This is a genomic window from Streptomyces sp. NPDC002851 (genome assembly GCF_053591935.1).
Genome location: NZ_JBSFUT010000003.1, coordinates 110,182 through 129,076, shown reverse-complemented (window position 1 = coordinate 129,076; position 18,895 = coordinate 110,182). Strand labels below are relative to the sequence as shown.

Annotated in this window: 17 protein-coding genes; 14 read left to right on the top strand and 3 right to left on the bottom strand. The window is 66.8% G+C overall.

All coding sequences use genetic code 11. The annotated features are described in order from the left end of the window. Positions 1-2 precede the first annotated feature (2 nt). From eccCb to ACWD10_RS04125, 4 genes are all read left to right on the top strand, one after another. Positions 3-4,022 (top strand): type VII secretion protein EccCb, encoded by a 4,020-nt coding sequence (gene eccCb / locus ACWD10_RS04140; protein ID WP_451086769.1) that lies wholly within the window; start codon positions 3-5, stop codon positions 4,020-4,022. Next, positions 4,019-5,440 carry a DUF6177 family protein gene (locus ACWD10_RS04135; RefSeq protein WP_451086767.1) on the top strand — a complete coding sequence of 474 codons (1,422 nt, stop codon included), beginning with the start codon at positions 4,019-4,021 and terminating at the stop codon, positions 5,438-5,440. The genes eccCb and ACWD10_RS04135 overlap by 4 nt, the downstream gene beginning before the upstream one ends. A 987-nt stretch (positions 5,441-6,427) precedes the next feature. Beyond that, positions 6,428-6,973, top strand: a complete 546-nt coding sequence (locus ACWD10_RS04130) for a hypothetical protein (RefSeq protein ID WP_451086765.1) — start codon at positions 6,428-6,430, stop codon at positions 6,971-6,973. A gap of 208 nt (positions 6,974-7,181) precedes the next feature. Further along, complete coding sequence (locus ACWD10_RS04125) at positions 7,182-7,991, top strand: SAM-dependent methyltransferase (RefSeq protein ID WP_451086763.1); 810 nt, start codon at positions 7,182-7,184, stop codon at positions 7,989-7,991. A gap of 15 nt (positions 7,992-8,006) precedes the next feature. On the opposite strand, the gene ACWD10_RS04120 is transcribed toward ACWD10_RS04125, so the two are convergent. Continuing rightward, positions 8,007-8,927, bottom strand: coding sequence for a helix-turn-helix domain-containing protein (locus ACWD10_RS04120; RefSeq protein ID WP_451086761.1), 921 nt, complete (start codon positions 8,925-8,927; stop codon positions 8,007-8,009). 86 nt (positions 8,928-9,013) lie between these two features. Further along, the gene (locus tag ACWD10_RS04115; RefSeq protein ID WP_451086759.1) at positions 9,014-9,253 is read right to left on the bottom strand and encodes a DUF397 domain-containing protein; all 240 of its coding nucleotides are present in this window, start codon (positions 9,251-9,253) and stop codon (positions 9,014-9,016) included. Positions 9,254-9,868: 615 nt separating this feature from the next. Between ACWD10_RS04115 and ACWD10_RS04110 the strand changes: the two genes are divergently transcribed. From ACWD10_RS04110 to ACWD10_RS04085, 6 genes are all read left to right on the top strand, one after another. Further along, positions 9,869-10,228 carry a hypothetical protein gene (locus ACWD10_RS04110; protein ID WP_451086757.1) on the top strand — a complete coding sequence of 120 codons (360 nt, stop codon included), beginning with the start codon at positions 9,869-9,871 and terminating at the stop codon, positions 10,226-10,228. Positions 10,229-10,291: 63 nt separating this feature from the next. After that, positions 10,292-11,347: an N-acetylmuramoyl-L-alanine amidase gene (locus tag ACWD10_RS04105; protein WP_451086755.1), complete on the top strand. Its 1,056-nt coding sequence runs from the start codon at positions 10,292-10,294 to the stop codon at positions 11,345-11,347. Positions 11,348-11,351: 4 nt separating this feature from the next. Then, positions 11,352-11,567 (top strand): hypothetical protein, encoded by a 216-nt coding sequence (locus ACWD10_RS04100; RefSeq protein ID WP_451086753.1) that lies wholly within the window; start codon positions 11,352-11,354, stop codon positions 11,565-11,567. A gap of 851 nt (positions 11,568-12,418) precedes the next feature. Continuing rightward, a complete protein-coding gene (locus ACWD10_RS04095; protein ID WP_451086751.1) occupies positions 12,419-12,967 on the top strand; it encodes an NUDIX domain-containing protein in 549 nt (182 codons plus the stop codon). Continuing rightward, the gene (locus ACWD10_RS04090) at positions 12,964-13,275 is read left to right on the top strand and encodes a hypothetical protein (protein ID WP_451086749.1); all 312 of its coding nucleotides are present in this window, start codon (positions 12,964-12,966) and stop codon (positions 13,273-13,275) included. The genes ACWD10_RS04095 and ACWD10_RS04090 overlap by 4 nt, the downstream gene beginning before the upstream one ends. 313 nt (positions 13,276-13,588) lie before the next feature. Then, complete coding sequence (locus ACWD10_RS04085) at positions 13,589-14,149, top strand: ATP-binding protein (RefSeq protein WP_451086747.1); 561 nt, start codon at positions 13,589-13,591, stop codon at positions 14,147-14,149. A gap of 108 nt (positions 14,150-14,257) precedes the next feature. Here the strand turns inward: ACWD10_RS04085 and ACWD10_RS04080 are convergent, their stop codons facing one another. Continuing rightward, complete coding sequence (locus ACWD10_RS04080; RefSeq protein ID WP_451086745.1) at positions 14,258-15,142, bottom strand: GNAT family N-acetyltransferase; 885 nt, start codon at positions 15,140-15,142, stop codon at positions 14,258-14,260. A gap of 298 nt (positions 15,143-15,440) precedes the next feature. Here ACWD10_RS04080 and ACWD10_RS04075 point away from each other — a divergent pair, with 298 nt between their 5' ends. The 4 genes from ACWD10_RS04075 to ACWD10_RS04060 all read left to right on the top strand — a co-directional run bounded on the left by ACWD10_RS04075 (position 15,441) and on the right by ACWD10_RS04060 (position 18,876). Next, complete coding sequence (locus tag ACWD10_RS04075; RefSeq protein ID WP_451086744.1) at positions 15,441-16,007, top strand: hypothetical protein; 567 nt, start codon at positions 15,441-15,443, stop codon at positions 16,005-16,007. Between the two features lie 160 nt (positions 16,008-16,167). Next, complete coding sequence (locus ACWD10_RS04070; RefSeq protein WP_451086742.1) at positions 16,168-16,503, top strand: hypothetical protein; 336 nt, start codon at positions 16,168-16,170, stop codon at positions 16,501-16,503. A gap of 42 nt (positions 16,504-16,545) precedes the next feature. Then, positions 16,546-17,652 carry a hypothetical protein gene (locus ACWD10_RS04065; RefSeq protein ID WP_451086740.1) on the top strand — a complete coding sequence of 369 codons (1,107 nt, stop codon included), beginning with the start codon at positions 16,546-16,548 and terminating at the stop codon, positions 17,650-17,652. Positions 17,653-17,730: 78 nt separating this feature from the next. Then, the gene (locus tag ACWD10_RS04060; RefSeq protein ID WP_451086738.1) at positions 17,731-18,876 is read left to right on the top strand and encodes a PD-(D/E)XK nuclease family protein; all 1,146 of its coding nucleotides are present in this window, start codon (positions 17,731-17,733) and stop codon (positions 18,874-18,876) included. Positions 18,877-18,895: the final 19 nt, after the last annotated feature.

Below are 18,895 nucleotides of genomic sequence, written 5' to 3'. Positions count from 1 at the left end.
ACATGAGTCAGCAGATCGTCCACCGCCCCGCCCGCTCCACGCGCCCTCTGACGGCAGCGGAAGCGCGCACCATCGAGGCTCCGCCGAGTCTGCCCGAGGGCAAGATCGGGAATGCGGCAACCTCGCTGCTGCCGCTGGCCGGTGTCATGGGTTCGGTTGTGATGATGACGGTCATCCGCTCCAGCCAGTTCGCCGCCATCGGCGCGATCGTGCTGGTCTTTGCACTGCTCGCTGCGGTGGCTTTGTTCGTGTCGCAGCGCGGCAAAGCGCAGCGCACGCGCCGCATGCAGCGGGAGCGGTATCTGGAGTATCTGGAGGAGACCCGCCAGGAGTTGGGCGCCGTCGAACGTGATCGCCGTGCCCAGGCCCGCGTGCTCGACCCGGCGCCGGAGGCGTTGTACGACATCGTGCGGGACCCAGCGCGGCTGTGGGAGCGGCGCCGTCAGGACGCGGACTTTCTGCGGGTGCGCCTGGGGACCGGTGAGGTTCCGGTCCAGGACCTTACGATCGGGCAGAGCCAGGGCGGCGTGCTGACCCCGCCGGATCCGTTCATGCTTAATGAGGCCCGCTCGCTGCAGGCCCGCTACACCACGAGCAGCGACCTTCCGCTAACCGTGCCGCTGGATAGGGCGGGCAATGTCAGCATCGTCGGCGAGCGGGAAGCCGTACTGAGGGTGGCCCGGGCCCTGGTCGTCCAGACCGCCGCCCTCCACGCCCCGGACGATGTGCCGCTCGCCTTCGCCGTTCCAGGTGAGCGTCTGGAGGACTGGGAGTGGGCGAAGTGGCTGCCGCACGTCCTCAACGCGGACCAGCAGGACGGGCCCGTGGCCGCGCGGCGCATAGCCCCGCGCATGGATCAGCTGGCCGACCTGCTGCGCAGCGATCTACGGCGCCGGGCCTCGTACGCCGCCGAGGTGCGGCGCGGCCTGTCCGACCGCAACGCGCTCAAACTCGCCGACCGGCTCGTGGTCGTCAGTGACGAGTACGGCGACACTGCCGCGGAACTCCCCCGCCCGGATGCGGCCGTCGCCCTCGCCGACATGGGTGTGACCGTGGTGCACCTGCTCGAGCAGCAGGTACACGAACCCGATCATGTCGCCGTGCGGATCACCGTCGATAAGGACGGCGGGCAAGTCACGGTCGAGGACCTGCGGGTGCCCCAGGCCGCGGTGTCCGTGCACGGGGCGGTCGACAGTGTGCCGGTGGCCGGCGCGGAGGGCCTAGCGCGGATGCTGGCACCGTTGCGGCTCTCGGCCGAGTCGGTAGCCGAAGGCACCCCCGTCTCCGGCCCGGTGGAATTTCCGGGGTTGCTCGGCATCGACGATCCCGGCGCGCTGCACCTCGGCCGACTGTGGGCGCCTCGCAGCGAGCGGGACTTCCTGCGGGTGCCGATCGGCCTCGACGACCACCACCGACCGGTGCTCCTGGACTTGAAGGAGTCGTCGGAGCTGGGCATGGGGCCGCACGGGTTGTGTGTGGGGGCGACCGGCTCGGGCAAGAGTGAGCTGCTGCGCACCCTCGTCCTGGCCCTGACGGCGACGCATTCGCCGGAGGATCTGGCGCTGGTCCTGGTGGACTACAAGGGTGGTGCGACCTTCGCGCCGTTCGCTCAACTCCCACACGTGGCCGGGGTGATCACGAACCTGGAGAACCAGGCCGGGCTGGTGGAGCGGGTGCACACCAGCCTCGCGGGTGAGGTCAAGCGCCGCCAGCAGGTTCTCAAGGACGCCGGGAACGTCGCCGACATCGGCCACTACGCTGCCCTGCGCGCGGAGAAGCCAGAGCTGGGCCTGGAGCCGCTGCCGCATCTGTTCGTCGTGATCGACGAGTTCGGCGAACTCATCACGGCCAAGCCGGACTTCATCGACCTGTTCCTGTCCATCGGCCGCATTGGGCGCTCGATCGGGGTGCATCTGCTGCTGTCCAGTCAGCGGATCGAGGCGGGCAAGCTCAAGGGCCTGGAGACCTATCTGTCCTACCGTCTGGGTCTGCGGACGTTTTCGGCGGACGAGTCGCGTACGGTCCTGGAGACCACGGACGCCTTCAACCTGCCGCCGCTGCCGGGCTTCGGCTACCTCAAGGTCGACACCTCGACGTACGAACGCTTCAAGGCCGGATACGTCTCGGGCGGCTACCGCGGACCGGCCCTTCGGGAGAAGAAGGACGACGAGCCGCTCGCCCGAACGTATCTGGCCTTCAGCTCCCGCACCGACGCCGAACAAGCCCCGGAGGAAGGGGCGGCGATGCGCGAGCGCGAGACTGGGCCCAGCGTCATGTCGGTGATGGTCGAACAACTCGTCCGGGCCGCTGAGCCGGTGCGCCGCATCTGGCTGCCACCCCTGCCCGACGCCGTCTCGCTCGACGCCGCTGTCGGCCCCTTGCAGGCTTCGGAACGTGGACTGCATCTGCAGCACCGCAGCCGACCTCTGTGCGCGCCGCTCGGCTTCCTCGATGACCCGGCCAAACAGCGCAAGGAACGCTGGTACCTGGATCTGACGGTTTCTGGCGGGCATACAGCGGTGATTGGCGGGCCGCAGACCGGCAAGACGACCTTGCTGCGAACCCTGGCCCTGTCCCTCGCCCTGACCCACACTCCGCCTGAAGTCGCCCTGTACGGCCTGGACTTGGCCGGGGGCGGTTTGAGTGCGCTGGCGAAGCTGCCGCATGTGGGCGGGATCGCGGGCCGCGCCGACCACGAACGCGCAGCGCGCACCGTGGCCGAGGTCCGGACCATGCTGAATGAGCGCGAGGAGCTCTTCCGTACCCACGGCATCGACTCCATCGACCAGTTGCGCGTCCTGCGCGCCCAGGGACGGATACCGGAGCTCGCGTCCACGGACATCGTGCTGCTGATCGACGGCTTCGGCGCGCTGCGGGACGAGTTCACCGATCTTGAGGACGACATCAACGATCTCCTTAAGCGCGGTGGTGGTTACGGCATCCACGTGGTCGCCGGGATGCTGCGCTGGAACGATGTGCGGATCGCCACCCAGTCGATGTTCGGCACCCGCCTGGAGCTGCGCCTGAACGATCCGGCCGACTCCGGTATCGACCGCAAGCTGTCGGAGACCCTCAGCGCGGACGAGCCCGGCCGGGTCCTGACCGACGGCAAGCTCTTCGCCCACGTCGCCCTGCCCCGCATCGACGGCACGACCGCCACCGGAGACCTGGCCGTCGCGCTGGAGGACGCGGCCCTGCGTATCCGCTCCGCCTGGCACGGCGACCTCGCCGCTCCCGTCCGCGTCCTGCCAACCCAACTCCCCGCCGCCAAGTTGCCGACGGTCGCCATCGAGCCGACGAAGGTGCCGATTGGCGTGGACCAGGAGGCCCTCGCCCCGGTCACCCTCGACCTGTTCGGCTCCGACCAGCACCTGCTGATCCTCGGCGACGACGAGTGCGGCAAGACCAACCTGCTGAAGCTGATCGTCGAGCAGCTCACCGCCCGCTACACCGACGAGGAACTTGTCTTCGGCGTGTTCGACCCGAGGCGCGGGCTGCGCGGCCTGGTCCCCGAGCCGTACCGCGGCGGCTACGCGTACAACATCAAACTCGCTAACGCCCTGGCCAACGGCATCGCCACCGAGCTCGACAAGCGCATGCCGGACGAGGGCGTCAACCACGACACCCTCACCAGCCTCACGACCTTCTCCGGCCCGCGCATCGTCATCCTCATCGACGACTACGACATCCTCACCACCGCGGGCCAGCAGCCCCTGGAACCCTTCCTGCCTTACATTCCCTCGGCCCAGGACATCGGCCTGCACTTCGTGCTCGCCCGCCGCGTCGCAGGCGCCTCCCGCGCCATGTACGAACCCTTCCTCACCACTCTGCGGGAATCTGGGTCGACGGCGCTGGTGATGACGGGTGATCGCGGCGAGGGCCCGCTCTTGCCCGGCCTGTACGCCTCCCAACAGCCGCCCGGACGCGGCATGCTGGCCCGCCGCGGACGCCGCCACCAGCTGATCCAGACCGCCCTCACCGACCCCACCGCCGCAGCGCACAAAGCGGGAGCACGACCGTGACCAAGGACGTCATCGCCCTCACCCCCAAGACGCCCGACATTCCAGTTCTCCTGGCCGGGCTCTACGCGGGCGGCCCCAACCTCGGCGTGGAAACCCTCCACGACGGCGCCGCCGTCCACCTGTGCACGCCCGACGGCAGCCCGCTGGTCACCGTCGACGCCCCCGTTCTTGTCCAAGTCCCTGGCGAAGCAGCCCGCCTCCTCGGCGACGAAACACCCGTACCCGAGGGCCCGGTGTGGTGGACCGAAGCCCGCGCCACCACCGCCGTGCCCGAGGCAGGCCGCCTGGCCGGATCGATTGCGGGCCGCCTGGCCGAGATCCTCGACGGCACGACCTGGCCGACCGAGGCCGCAACCACCGACGTCGTCCCCCTGGCCTCGGACACCACCGCCATCCCCCAGCCGGACGACGCCCTGCCCGCCGTCGACGTCCTCACCGACCGGGCCGCCGTCATCCTCACCGAACGTCCCCGCATCGCCCTGACCACCGGGCTCTCTGATGCACTACGTACGGCCACGACGAGCGGACGCACGCTGCAGATCGTCACCCCGCCGCACACCCGGCTGACCCTGCCCATGCGCGCGGCCCTGGCCAGCAGCCCGCACCGCTGGATCGTCAACCCCAACACTAGCGACTACTTCGACGGCCTCACCGGGGCCGAACTGCACTGGCAGGAGGGTCGCTTCGCCCCCACCCGCACCGGTGACGGCACCATTCCCACGTCCCCGGCCTTCACCGCCGACGAGTCTGCCACGGACCCGGGCGAGCGCCAGCTCATCCTGTCCCTGCACACCTGCCACACCCCCGACGCCAGCCTCGTCCTGGGCGGCGCCCTCGAAACCTGCTGGCAGCACCTCACCGGCGCCCCGCCCGCCGGTTGGAGCACCGCCGAACCTGTCAACCTGCCCTGGTCCACCCGCCAGTTGACCGACCTGGCCCGCACACGTGCCCAAGCCTCACAACCCACCCTCGCGATCGCCGTCGGCCACCCAGACCGCCCCGCTATCGCCACCCTTCGCATCACCCGCACCCAAGCCGGCGTCGAAGAGGACATCACCCTCGCCCTGGGCTACTCCCCCGACGAAGCAGCCCCGCTGGACGCCATCGAAGTCCTCGCGGCCGCGCTTGCCGCCGAATACGGGCTGACCAGCCTCGTCACCAGCCTCCGCGCCGCCCGCCGTGACCTGACCGTCCCGCCCCACCGCGAGGCCCAGCCCATCCCGGTCAGCTTCACCATCGGCGCCAAGGAAACCGAGCAGATCGGCGCCTCCCACGCCGGACGCCCACCCCTGGCCATTCAGGCCGTTCCCCTCGGCCCCGCGCAGCGCCCCGCCATGCACTACCCCCTCGGCGACGGCACCACGGCCAGCACCTGGACCGACCTCCAGACCCTCATGACGCACCTCAAGAACGGCTGAGCGAAGGGCACGGAGCTCTGCAGACGAGGGTCTGAATCGCCCTGCCCCCGCCTCGATCCCATCCAGACCCACACGTTCTCTCAGTAGCCAAGGCCGGTGACATCTGCGGTCTCTTGGCCGAGCCTTCCCGCCCCGAGAACAGGCTGCGAGCGGTCCTGGACGATCGCCCGGTGAAGCTGTGAGGGCCCGGCCAGAACGAGCCCAGCGCAGCCCGCGGCGGACCGTGTCGCGGGCGAGGCCGAGGCCGGTGCGGGTGGCCCCGTCCCAGCGGGCGATCGAGGGCAAAGCCACCGCAGATCAGTCGACGAGGCCCCAGACTCGGTCGACTTTCAACCAGGATTTTGGCCGTAACGCCAAATAGCGCCACGACCCTCGTTTGGTTCGTCTCGGATCCGGGCCAACGGGGTACCCCTGAGCGTTTCACCGGCGTTCAGATTCGACCGGAGATGGCCAGATATGATCAGTCATTTTCGTGGTGCGACGTCCGCGCAATCTGACTTTGCAGGAGGGGGCGGAGCGCAAGGTTCCGGGTTCGGCGGGATGTAGGTTCGCTGCAGTCCCGATGAAGGGGCCCGCCTGGGGAAGTGGGGGGCACCACTACCCCAGGGCGCGAACTCAATCGAGAGGAACGTCAGAATGCTCGACCGACTTCACCGAGGGCTGCCATCGGCTCCCTCCGGGCAAATTCACCGTACCAGTTTCAATTTCGCGCCAGAAGATGTCCGCGGATCCCGGTCTGGGCACGTAGTGGTTCGGCTGAGTGCTGTGCTGTCCGCCGCGGTCACCTTGTGGGTACTCACCGCCGACGTCGAGGTTGACTCTGCGAAGTCCGCCTTCCTCCTCACGATGATCGGCTTGTCCTGGCATGCGGGGATTCAGCTCCGTTGGTCTCACCGTAGTTAGAAGGCCGTCACGGGCCCTGCACCGAGTTGCTGGGCCCGTGACGTCCTGGGCACATACCGTCTACGGGGAGAGGCTGGGGGGCTCGTGTCCCTTGTTCATGATGGCGGTCCAATCGGCGCGACGCTGTCGAGAAGCTCTGCTGAGTCCTCGGGCGAACTGGAGTTCAGCGGCGAGGACCGCGCTGGCGCTATGCGTACTTCGAAGCTGCGAACCACTGTGACAGAGGTGGGTTTTGCTGCTTTCGTTCAGCTCCAGCATGTCTGGTATCACGCTTACGCGAGCGCACGTCTGCGTGATGCTCAGGCGACGGTCACCGCGGTGGAGCGCACATTCGACTTGGCGGCCGGCCGTTGGCGGTGGTTGCTTGGCCAGCCGAGTCCTGCAGCAGAGATCTGGTGCCAATTGCGTGACCAGGTCAACGACCTGACGACCCCAACGCTGGGGGATCCGGATCTGCGAAGGCTGTACGGCGGCCTGCCGGGAAAGAGTGCCGACTGCGTGGTCCTGTGCCGAAGGTTGGGGCTGGACGCGCGGCGTGCTGCCGATGTGATGGGCGTGGAGGGGTCCGAAGTGGAGGTGTGCTTAAGGCTGGCGGAACGCCGGAGCTCCTGCTGCCGGGTGTTGACATGAGCAGGAAGGGGATTCTGCCACCTCACTGAATATTCCAACAGCACATTTGCTCTTTGCGTGCTGCGAGGTCAGCGCATCCGACAAAGTGGACCTGTGCCTCCCTGCACGCCGCCGTCACCCTTCCTGGCGGTGGTGCGTTGAGTGCTGCCCTTCTACGATGAGCGTTTTCGTCTCGTATCGAAGCGAACGCACGTGAGGGGACTGCTCGTTGGCGGACAAGAGGCGCGTTGACCTATCTGTTCCGAGTGCGGCCAGAATGTATGATTGGCTACTGGGTGGGAGTAACAACTTTGAGTCTGACCGGGTAGCTTGTCGGCTACTGCTGAAATCAGCGCCGACCACCCGTGAGTTGGCTCGCAACAACAGGCGGTTTCTCCAGCGAGTTGTGCGGACGCTGGTGCAAGAACACGGCATCCGTCAGTTCATCGACTTCGGGGCAGGCCTCCCGACACAGGACAACGTGCATCAGATCGCTCAGAGAGTGGCCCCGGAAGCCCGGGTTGTGTACGTCGACAATGACCCTGTGGTGCTTGCCTATGCCAAGTCGATCCTGGACGCAAACGACCGGACTGCGGTGATCGATGCTGACATGAGGGACACCGACCGCATCTTCGCGCACCCCGAGTTCAAGCGTCTCATCAGCTTTGATGAGCCTGCCGCTGCCCTGTTCGTCTCGGTCCTCCACTGCCTTCCAGACAGTGCATGCCCCGAGGGCCTGGTGCAGCGTGTCGTCGAACAGTTGGAGCCTGGAAGCTTTCTGGTGCTCTGCCAGCTCGTGAGCGACGACCCCGCTGTGCGAGGAAGCGTCACTGAGCTGATGCTGCAACAGACCCACGGCAACTGGGGTCGTGTCCGAGAGAAGCGTGACGTCGACAGGTACTTCAGAGGGCTGAATATCCAGGAGCCAGGCCTCGTCGATGTCACGGACTGGAGGCCCGACTCCGAGCTACAGCAGCGCCAGCGCAGTATCGAGTGGACGGAGTACGGCGGACTGGCGCAGGTGCCTGTTCCTGACTGACCGAACCCAGGAACACTAGGCCGAGAACCGCTTGATGGCCTTTGCCAGCATCTCGCGGCTCTCGGCCCTTGTCGCGCACGCCTCATCGCTCAGCCGAAGGAGCAGCGCCACGTGCCGCTCCAGATCGTCCTCCTTGGTCCGGTAGCTCGCTTCGTCGTATCCCTCCAGATAGACGAGATCGGGCAGACCGCCGCGCCCGAACTGGAGGTGGGTCATTGAGCCGGTGCCGGCGCCAGCTGCGTTGGAGGCGATCGCGCTGTCGAGCTTGACGAATCGGATAGTGATGCCGTGCCCGTCGGATAGTTCAAGGAGCCTGCGCATCTGCTCTACCATCACTTCGTCGGAGCCTGCTCGACGATACAGAACGGACTCATCGATGAGGAAGATCGCCTGGGGCGGCTGCTCCTGGCCGAACACCCGCTGTTGGCGCTCCTGCCGGAGCTCGACACGCAGGCGGAGTTCCTCTTCCTCGTCTAGACGCAGACCGGTGCTGAAGACATGCCGCGCATAGGCAGGTGTCTGCAGCAGGCCCGGCACGACCGTCGACTCGTACGACATCAGGAAGATCGCCTGACTCTCCAGCCCGAACAAGCGCCGGGCATAGGAGGGGGTGCAATCGTTGAGTCGATGCACGTACCACTCAGGTTCCAGTGCGCGATTGGCGAGAAGGTCTAGTTCATCACGGCGCCCTTGGGGAGCCTTATACGCTCGCGCGAGGTCCCGGATGTTGCGTACGTCCGCGGGGATTTCCGCGCGCTCCATTCGGGAAATCGTCGATCCGGACACGTTGATCAGCTTGGCGGCCTGCCCTTGCTTGAGGTCGCCCCGCAGATCACGGAGGGTCGTTCCAACAACAATGAGGGCGGCCGTGGGGCTGGTGTCCGGCCCGACCTTTGGCCGGGCCGGACGAAAGAGTGGGATTGAGTCCGGGGACACGAACTTCGGCTCCGTTCATGAGTGAATATGCCTCATGATGGCACACCGAAACTCCTCGTGTCTCTCGAATCTCCTTTCCTGGCCCGCTAGTTCGCCGTCACCACGTAGTCGAACTCACCGTTGCGTGCTCCGTCGAGGAAGGATTCCAGTTCCAACGCCGAGAACACCAGAGCCGGTCCGGCCGGGTCGGTCGAGTTACGCATCGCCACCTTACCCGCCGGGAGGGCGGCCAATTCGACGCACTGTCCGTTGGCTGCGCTCTTTCGGCTCTTGATCCACGACACATCGAGCGAACTCGCTGACATGCCGTTCCAATGCTGGCTCACACGCCACCTCCTGCCTCTATGTTCGATTACCAGACTTACCTCTTCACCCGTCTCCACGCGCCATGAACCTGCAGGCAGCAGGCGCATGCAATCCCATGCTGCAAATTCACGGCTGGGCGATGAAGGGATGCTATCCGCTTGGAATCGAACAGTGCCGTCCCCCAGTCGAGTGGGAATCCCGCTTACGCCCATGCGACGGCGTCGGGATACGCAGATGATGATCAACGACGTGTCCGCAGCCGGGCATTCATGGACAGTCACGGTGCGACCGCAGCAGCATCACGTCACGCGGCACGGGATCGCTTCGACGCTCATCCGGCCGAGCAATACAGGGCACACAGCCCGAGATTCATTCGAACGAGTGACATCATGTTGTTGACGTCAGGTTGCGCTCAGGAGGAGTTGTCAAAGTCGGCAGTCAGCTGAACCTGTTGTTGCGCTCTGTCGGCGACTCCTTCATGGTCTCAATGCTTCTTCTCGTTGCCCCGGTCCAGATGAACCGAGGAGCATGTCTCCGCAAAGGAACGCGAGCCCAGTGGTCCAGTGCGAGACCTGCTGCGTCTTCGTTGGGACACGTACGATCAAATTGGGGCGCGGGCGCCAGGAGTGATCACGATGTCGGTGTCGCCGAGCGCCGAGCCCACCCTGTGGGAGCTGCACCGCGCCGTTTCACAGCTGCGTGAGGATCTCCGCGGTGATCTCGCCCAGCTCGCCGCCCGCCTGGACCAAGTGGTAACCGTGGATGTGTACAGGGCCGATCGGCGGGCCGTTGAACAGCGCATCAGCCAGATCGAGTCCGGGCTGTCCGGGCTGCGCGGCGAGCATGATCAGGCGACGGAGCGTACAGAGCAGCAGCGTCGCGAGGACCAGGCGCAGGCCCTGGCGACGCGTCGGCTGGTGTTCAGCTCGTTTGTGTCACCGGTGTTGTTGATGGCGCTGCAGTTGTGGCTCGCATCCCGCGGCACCTCCCCGTAACCCGGCTTATCCAGGGGTAGTTGAGTTTCAGTTCGGGCGCGGGGAGAACAGTGAGCACCGAACGTGGCGACACCTATCAGTGCCGACCGTCTCGTTGCCGCGCTGCGCGCCGAGGGCGTGCGTGTGGTGGAGCGGCCGGGGTGGAGAACCCACAACCGGAACCACAAGGGGCCGTTCGGTCCGGTGAACGGCGTGATGATCCACCACACCGTGACTTCCGGCACGAGCAGCACCGTGGGCATCGTTGAGCGCGGCTACGAGGGCCTGCCGGGCCCGCTGTGCCACGGCATGATCGCCAAGGACGGCACCGTGCACCTGATCGGGCACGGCCGCGCCAACCATGCCGGCCGCGGCGACGACGACGTGCTGCGGGCCGTCATCGCGGAGCGCGCACTGCCGAAGGCAAACGAGGCCAACACCGATGGAAACACGCACTTCTACGGCTTCGAGTGCGAGAACCTTGGTGACGGCCGCGACCCGTGGCCGCCCGCCCAGCTCGATGCGATCGAGCGCGCAGCCACGGCGCTGTGCCGCGTGCACGGCTGGAGTACCGCGAGCGTGATCGGGCACAAGGAGTGGCAGCCCGGCAAGATCGACCCCAAGGGATTCACCATGGGCTGGCTGCGCGAGCGGGTTGCCGCCCGGTTGAAGTCCAGGCCATCCGGAGGCAGTTCGAGCGCCGCGTCGATGGGCGGGAGCGGCTCGACGTACGTCGTCAAGAGTGGAGACACGCTCTCCGGCATCGGGAAGAAGCTCGGTATCCCCTGGGCGCAGATCGCGCACGCCAACAAGATCAAGCACCCGTACGTGATCAAGCCCGGGCAGAGGCTCGCCGTTCCCCGGAACTCAGGCGGGGGCTCCTACACGCCGCCTCCGTTTCCGAACGGTCTTGCTCCGGGCAGTTCGTCACCGTCTGCGAAGGGCCTTCAAAAGGCCCTGAAGGACACCGGCTGGCTCGACCGGTCAGTACCACTCGCCGACAACTACGGCCCTCAGACGCAGAAGGCCGTGGCCGGGTTCAACCGCAAGCACAACCTCTTCACCACTGGCCGCCCCAACGACCCGGCGATCGGCCGCCGCGGCTGGGACCTCCTGCACCGACTCGCCTACGGGAACTGACACCTTGATCGACTTCATCCATGCCCACAGCACACGCCTTTACGCCATCGCCGCCGCGGCGCTCTCCTTGATCGCCTACTACGTCGACGGGCTACCGACCGGGCTGATCCTCGCCCTGGTCGCCGCAGTCCTCGGCACCGGCGAAGCCGTGCAGCGCGTGGAGGACCGAAAGACCGCCAACGCACTCTGTCAGCAGCCGCCTGCCTCGCCACGGCTGTGACAACCTCAGGGGATTCTGCTGTGTCGGCCTGGTGGTTTGGCTAGTAGGTGATCAGCACATGACGCTGAGGACGAGGACGAGTTCAGCACTCGCCCTCGTCCTCTCGCCTACCCGGCACCGCGCAGCTAGGCCGTGAGCCCCGTTCGCACGCTGTGATGGGCTCGACAGGACAGGCCGCGTCCGTCCGGTGGATCGAGTGTTCTCAAGTCCTGCGTACGGGAGCATCGTTACCCGACCCCGCCGTATCCCCGCTCTCGCAGTCGGGCGGCCATCGCCTCCCGGCTCAGCGCCGCCTGCATATCGTCGATCATGGCCCTGGCGCTGAAGCAGCCCACTTCCTCCTGCAGCATGATCGAACTAAAGGCGAGGTGCTGCTCACCCTGGTCACCAGTACACACTTCTGGCTCATCCACCTCGTCTTCCCCTCTCTTGGCTCCGCCAGGCCACGCCCCGGGCGCTCGGGCGGATGACCAGCGGCTGCACGTGCGAGAAGCTATCCGTCCGCCGTAGCTATCATCATCGACCATTGCCGGGCCTGCGGTTCAGGGGTCGGGGCAACTCACGGTTCGCCGCACGTGTGGCGTCAGGTTTGTCAGTTCGTTCTTCGAGTTCACGTTGGGTTCCGGCGAAGTGCTGCAATCAACACGAGCGGCGCCATCTACCTACCGCATCTCCCGGCGGTCGGCGTGGTGCTGCGCGTTGGCAGGCGCCACTGGCGAGTAGAGGCGGTGCAGGTTAACGTGCCTGACCCGGACGAGGTCGGGGGCCGCGGTCAGGAGCCGCCGGAGTGCCTGTTGCGTGTGGCCCCTTGCTCTTCCGTCACCGAAGCCTGATCGGCTTAAATCGGAATCATGGGCTGGCGAAGGCTGGGGAGCGAGGAACTGCATCGAGGGCCGTTCTTGTCACTGCGGCGGGACCGGGTGGTGCGTCCGGACGGCCATGAAGGCACGTACGAGCACGTTACGGTCGACGACGGGGTGCGGGTGGTCGCGCTCGACGATGACGGCCAGGTGCTTCTGGTGGAGGACAACTTCTATCTCCAGCGTCGCCGGGTCGTGCACCTACCAGGTGGAGGCTGCGGCGGTCAGGGCCCTCTGGCCGCGGCCCGCCGCGAGTTGGAGGAGGAGACGGGCCTGGTCGCCGACGAGTTGAGCCCTCTCGGTGTCATCGACCCGTTGCCGGCGACTACGGCCGCGCGCACGCATCTGGTCCTTGCCCGTGGCCTGCGGCCAGGCTTGCTGGGCCGGGATGACACTGAGGTCGGCATGACCATGCAGCGAAGGCCGCTGTCCGAGGCAGTCGAGGCCGTGCGCGCCGGTGCGATCACCGAGGCGGGGAGCGTGGCGGCGCTCCTCCTGGCCCAAGCCCACAATTCCGACAAGCACCGGAGGGCCAGGTGAGCCACATCATCGTCCCACTCGTCATCGCCGCACTCCTGCTCGGCGTCTACGTGCTGATCGTGCGCCGCTGGCCGGACACTTCCCTGATCGGGGCCTGCCACCATGTCGACATCACCGACGACGTCCGCCGGTGTCACGCGCACTTCCGCACCCATCGCCCCGTACGGCGGCTGGACGGCACATGGCGCCTACCGGACGGCTGGGGGTACGCGGAGGACATGCCGACTGCGGACGGTCACGCGGCCATGGTGTGTCCCGCGCACGCAGCCCATCACCGCGTCGGCCAGGGCAGGCCGCTTGATCGCTAGGCAGCGTAGGGCCGCAGGACTCACGTCGCCGGTGTAGACGATCGCGTCTTCGTCGGGGGCCGGGAGCTCGAAGCGGGCGAAGAAGTCGTCGAGGGCCTCGGGGGTGACGGTGAGCGCGTTGGCGTCCTCGCGTTGATTGCGCTGCTCAAGGCGGAGCAGCAACTCCGCCCCTTGAGAGGGCGCAGCTCCACAGACCCCCGCGGCGTCAAGAGTGTGAGCGTGTAGTTCCTGTGGACAATCTGTCCGCGTGCGCGGCGCGAAGACTGGAATGGTTTCTTCACGTCCAGCGCCGCTATCAAGTGAGGTTGCCGTCATGGTGCGCCGCAAACTCCAGTATCTGCCGCACGGATTCAGGGTCGCAGGCTGCGTGGAGGCGGTGCCGCCTGCGCGGCGGCGAGTCGTCGAGATCGCCCAGGACTTGGGCGTGTCACTCAGCGACGAAGCCAAGCGTGACCTTGAGTTGATGGCCGGCGAGGTGGTCACCAACGCCATCACTCACGCCGAGGAAGCCTGCGTCGTCTACGTACGGCGAATGGGCCAGAGGATTCGTGTGGAGGTCACGGACGTTGATGCTCGCCTTCCGAGTCCGGTCAGTGCAGCGTCGGATGATGAGGGCGGCCGCGGTCTCCTCCTCGTGCAGGCACTCGCCGCAGCCTGGGGCACACAGCCCAACCCGGCAGGAAAGACCGTCTGGTTCGAAGTGGCTCTGTCTTCCACTCCACCGGAGTCGGAGAGCCCCACCCGCACCCTGCCGACGAAGACCGGTGATCCAGTGGAGCACGGACGCACCCACCGAACTGCTGGTGCACAGGTGACAGGTTCGGCCCTGGACTTGGCCGTGCGCGGCAGCGGGTCAGGCCACCACGCGGCCTGACGGTGATGGCCTGGCCGGACGACCTCGTGGTTCCCAGTCCGGTCGGTCGTGACCTCAGGCTGAGGGTGCCTCGCCGCCAAGCAGATCCCTCCGGCGGCGAGGCACACCTCATCGAAGTTCGCGGGTGAAGGAAAACAGGCGGTCCACCTCTGTGAACCCAACGGAGTCATAGAGAGCGTTGGCTGCTCGGCGGTCACGTTCGAGTTCGCCCAGTGCATCGTCGTCGACGAAGGCAACGACCTCCCGAGCGCCGAGACCGGCCAGCAGGTCCAGGGCAGAAGCGAGAACCGCTGTCCCCAGCCCTTGTCGGCGCGCGCCTGGTTCGACGTGCACCCAGCGAAGTACACCGATGCCGTCGACCGGATCGCTGATGACGGCCTCAGCGACCAGTCTGCCTGCGTCGCGCACTACAAGGTGCCTGCCGGGCTGGTCGCCGGTGGGGCGCGTCGAGTAGTGGGCCAGGCGCTTCAGTCCGGCGATGGGAAGGTCGGCGCGCAGGTAGCGCCACAAGTCCCGCTCGGCGAATCCGGCGGCCGTGAGGATCCTTCGCGTGGCGGCGCGGTGCTGCGCCGGGAGACCCTCCAGGCTGGAGAAGGACGAGGCGAACTCGAAGGCATGGACGGTGCGGTGCCGGGACTGCTCGAGGACGTGGTCGACCAGTTGTCTGGTCGTCACGGTGTCTTCGCGGCAGTGCATCCATAGCACCACCACGGCATCGTCGCGGGGGCGGACCGCGTACGAGACGACCCCTGCCACGAAGCCCCTGTCGTCTACGAGCACGTCGGTTCGGGGTGTTTCGAGTTCTTGCCAGCACGCCGCATCGCGGGTGGACCGTCCGTGCAGCGCCTGATCGAGTGACTGCGCTGTGCAGGTCGGTTGCCCTGGGGGACGGTCGGCGTTGACGCGTGATCGGACGGCGTGGGCGTCGGCCGGTCGGTAGGGGCGGATCAGGTTAGCACCGTGTGGAGCGTCGTTGACGGGTGTGGTGTGCACAGGGCTTCCTGCCCATCTCGGCCTGCCGCGATGCGGCCAGGTTCGTCAGCCGTTGCCGTCGAAGGGACTGCCGCTTCGTCGGGGCTGCATCCGGTCACCTGGTGAGGCACGCGAGGCCGCGTGGCGAGGCCCCCGTGCACCGGCATCTGGCGATTTCTTGGGTACGGGGGCCTTGCTGCACCTCTTGCGATGTGCCCCGCGAGCGTAACAGGGCCGCGAGACCGACTCCGGGTGCGATATCCACAGCCAGTGGAAGTATTCTGCTCACCCGAGCGTCGTTGAGAGAAAGGAGGCTGTCGTGGCCAAGCCATTGATCGTTGGTCGTCATGAGTTCGCGAAGATGTACCGGGTGGGCGTCACGACGGTCAGTAACGGCTGGGTGTTCAGGGGGGACCTGTCGTACGACGACGCTGCGATCGTCTCGGGTAAGCCGTTCTGGCCGGGTGGTCTGGCGGTGGCCTTCGCGAATCCGCCCGGTGGCAAGGACCGGCAGCTGGACGAGGACGTGCTGCGCGAGTTGGTGAAGGAGCAGCGGGCGACGTTCCGCCCGAAGTCGAAGGGCGAATTGCCGGCGCTCGTGGGTCTCCAGGAGTACGGCGAGCTTTTTGGTGTCACGCAGCAGCAGGTCGCGCTGGCTCGACGTCGGGGTCTCGGCATGGTGGCTCCGGAGGACTATGTGCTGTCCAGTTCCCCGTTGTGGCTGTTGGACACAGTCCTCGATGCGGCCGATGAGACCATGGCGCGCTCTCGTAAGGGCACGTGGCAGCTGCGCGAGGACGTGGCGGCCACGTTGCGGGATGGCCGGTACGAGGGGCCTGGTTCTTCGATCGCGAAGCGCGGCAATTACGGCACGGCTGGCGGTTGAGTGCACCAAACGGGGTAGCGCACGTCGAGTGTTCGCCTGGGCGTCGTAGTTGACCCCCGCGCCCCAGTTAGTAGAATAGTTCTAGCGGTGAGGGCGGCCACAGGCCGCCCTCAACCATGTCGCACAATAGGCCGGTACACATCTACTGGGAGGGGTAGTGATGATGCAGCTGGAACTGCCGATCGCGCCTATGCGACATCCGGAAACTTCAGGCGAGGAGCTGACCATCCAGGAACGCTTCGAAGCGTTCCACCAGCTCAACCCGTGGATCCTGGAGCAGCTTGAGATCCTGACGGCCGACTGCGTCGACCGCGGACTCAAGCGGGTCGGCATAGGGATGCTGTTCGAGGTTCTGCGCTGGCAGTACGGGCGCGCAACGCGCGGTGAACCCTGGAAGCTGAACAATGACTTCCGCTCCCGCTACGCCCGCCGACTGCTGGAACAGCATCCCGAGTGGTCGTCCCTGTTCGAGACCCGGCAGCTCCGCAGCCACTGAAGTAGGCCGATACTTAACTACTTCGCTTTTTGGGAGATGTGTATGTCTACCGTGACCGTGCCGCGCCTGCGCACGCGCAAGCCCACCGGCATCGTGCCGTGGCCGAAGATCCTCATCGAGGGCCACGAGAAGGCAGGCAAGTCATTCATCGCCGCGCAGTTCACCGGTTCCGAGCGCACCGGTCAGTCGTACTGGCTGGAGCTCGGCGAGGACACCGCCGACGAGTACGCCCAGGTACCGGGCGCGGACTACCTGCTGATCGACCACGACGGCACCTACCGCGACATCCTCGGCCAGATCGAGGCTGTCCACGCCGAAGCCAAGCGTGCGGCGGCCGCCCAGGAACCCCCAGTCGTCCTGGTCATCGACTCGATCTCCCTGCTGTGGCGGATGCTCGTCAATTGGACCAACGAGCGTGCCCGGCGCTCCCCCAAGGGCCAGAGGAAGCTGCGGCAGGACCCGGACGCCGAGGTCAAACCCACGATGAACCTGTGGAACGACGCCTACGAGCGATGGGCGGCCGTCATGTACCTCGTGCGCACGATGCCGGGCATCGTGATCCTGCTCGCCCGAGGCAAGGAGATCGCCGCCGTGGACGGCAACGGCGACCCGATCCCGAACACGAAGGACTGGCGCGTCGAGGGACACAAATCCCTCGCCTACGACGCGACGGTGTGGGTGCGGCTGCAGCGCGACAGCGACCCGCAGATCATCGGGGCACGGTCGCTGAAGTTCGAGGTACCGCGCAGCGGACAGCCCAAGACGCTGCCGGACTTCACCGTCGAGCGCCTCGTGTTCGACCTGATGGGCTGCTCCGTGCACACCCAGCCCAGGGTGACCCCCGAACTGACCGGCGACCTCGCGCAGCGGTGGCTGCCGAAGGTCAAGAAGGCCGCCAAGGACGGCCTGGATGAGCTGAAGAAGCTGTGGACCGACGCAAGTGCGGACGATGCCCTCTCCCGTGAGGAGATCCGCGTCGTGCGGGCCGCGATCGAGCGGCAGGCCGCCGAGTTGAAGAACCCCGAGGCACTGTCGGATCCCACCGGGGATGACGCGAAACTGCGGGCTGCTGCCGCCGCGCAAGGGCAGGACTCCGAGGCCGAAGACGCGGCGGAGGAACCGCCCGCTGACGAGTTCGCCGCTGCCTGACCGACACCCTTCACCGCTCACTGCTGTCGGGGCCCACAGCTCAGGGCCGGGCCCCGGCATGCCCTCTTGGAGATCAGCGTGACCACGCACGCCACCACAGCACCACCTCCGGTGTCGATCTGGGATGCCGCCCATGCTGTCGATGCCCGCAGCCCCCGCTCGCTCCAGAAGCAGCTCGGCGCCTCCGACACGATCTGCTCCCGCCGGGCCGGATACATCCTCGCCGGCACCGAGCGGACCGGTTCGCCGGACATGAGAGCCGCCATCCTCGGCACCTATATTCACCGCGGCCTCCTCGAGGACGCACGGCGCGAATACAACTGGCTCATCGAGCGCACCGTCACCGATGACGTACTGCGCGGGCACATCGACGTCGTCCAACTCGATGAGGCAACGGCCGCACGGCTGCCGAAGCGGCACCGGCCCATCCAGCCTGCTGAGGTCGTCACGGTCGAGGACGTGAAGACGAAGTCCGGCAGGATCTGGGACCGGGTCGTACGGTACGGGCCTACTGCGGCTGAGATGCGGCAAGTCCTGCTGTACACGGACCTGTTGCGCACCGCCGGTTTCGCCGACATTCCCGGGCAGAGGTATCTGCACCGGCTCGGCCCCCTCGATGTCAAGAGGATCCGGTTCAGGTTTGTGTGCCGTGACACCGGCGAGGAGCACATCGCAGAGTTCGACTTCGACCCCTGGCTGGCCGACGAGGCCCGCTGGTGGGTGGACCGGGTACTGGAAGCTGCCAGCCCCGAGGAGTTGTCCCGCGATCACGACGGGCCCGGCCTCTCGGTGATCTGCGACAACTGCCCTTTCGCTGAGGCATGCTGGCCGGTCTCGGCTCCGGGGGTGCCTGCGCAGACGGTCCTGGTCCATGACGACGCCGACCGTGCCCAGGCCCTGGCCGACTATGTCCGGGGACACGAAATGTACCGCGAGGGTGAGCGGCTGAAGAAGAAGGCCCGCGCCACGCTGCATGACTCTGCGGAGGGCAACTACGGGTCGAACCACCTCGGCTGGAGCGGAGGCAATCCCAAAGAGGAAGTGGACGTGCCCGCAATGGTGGAGAGGTTCGAGGACGCCGACCTGGTCGTGCCCATGGTCCCGGACAAAGACGCCATGATCGACACTCTGCGCCGGGCCGGGATGGTCGTACCCAGGCGCAATGCTGCCGGGCAGAAGACGCCGCGCACCATCAGGGTCAGCCCGGCCCGCCCGCCGGTCTGACATGCCCTGCGGCGGCCTC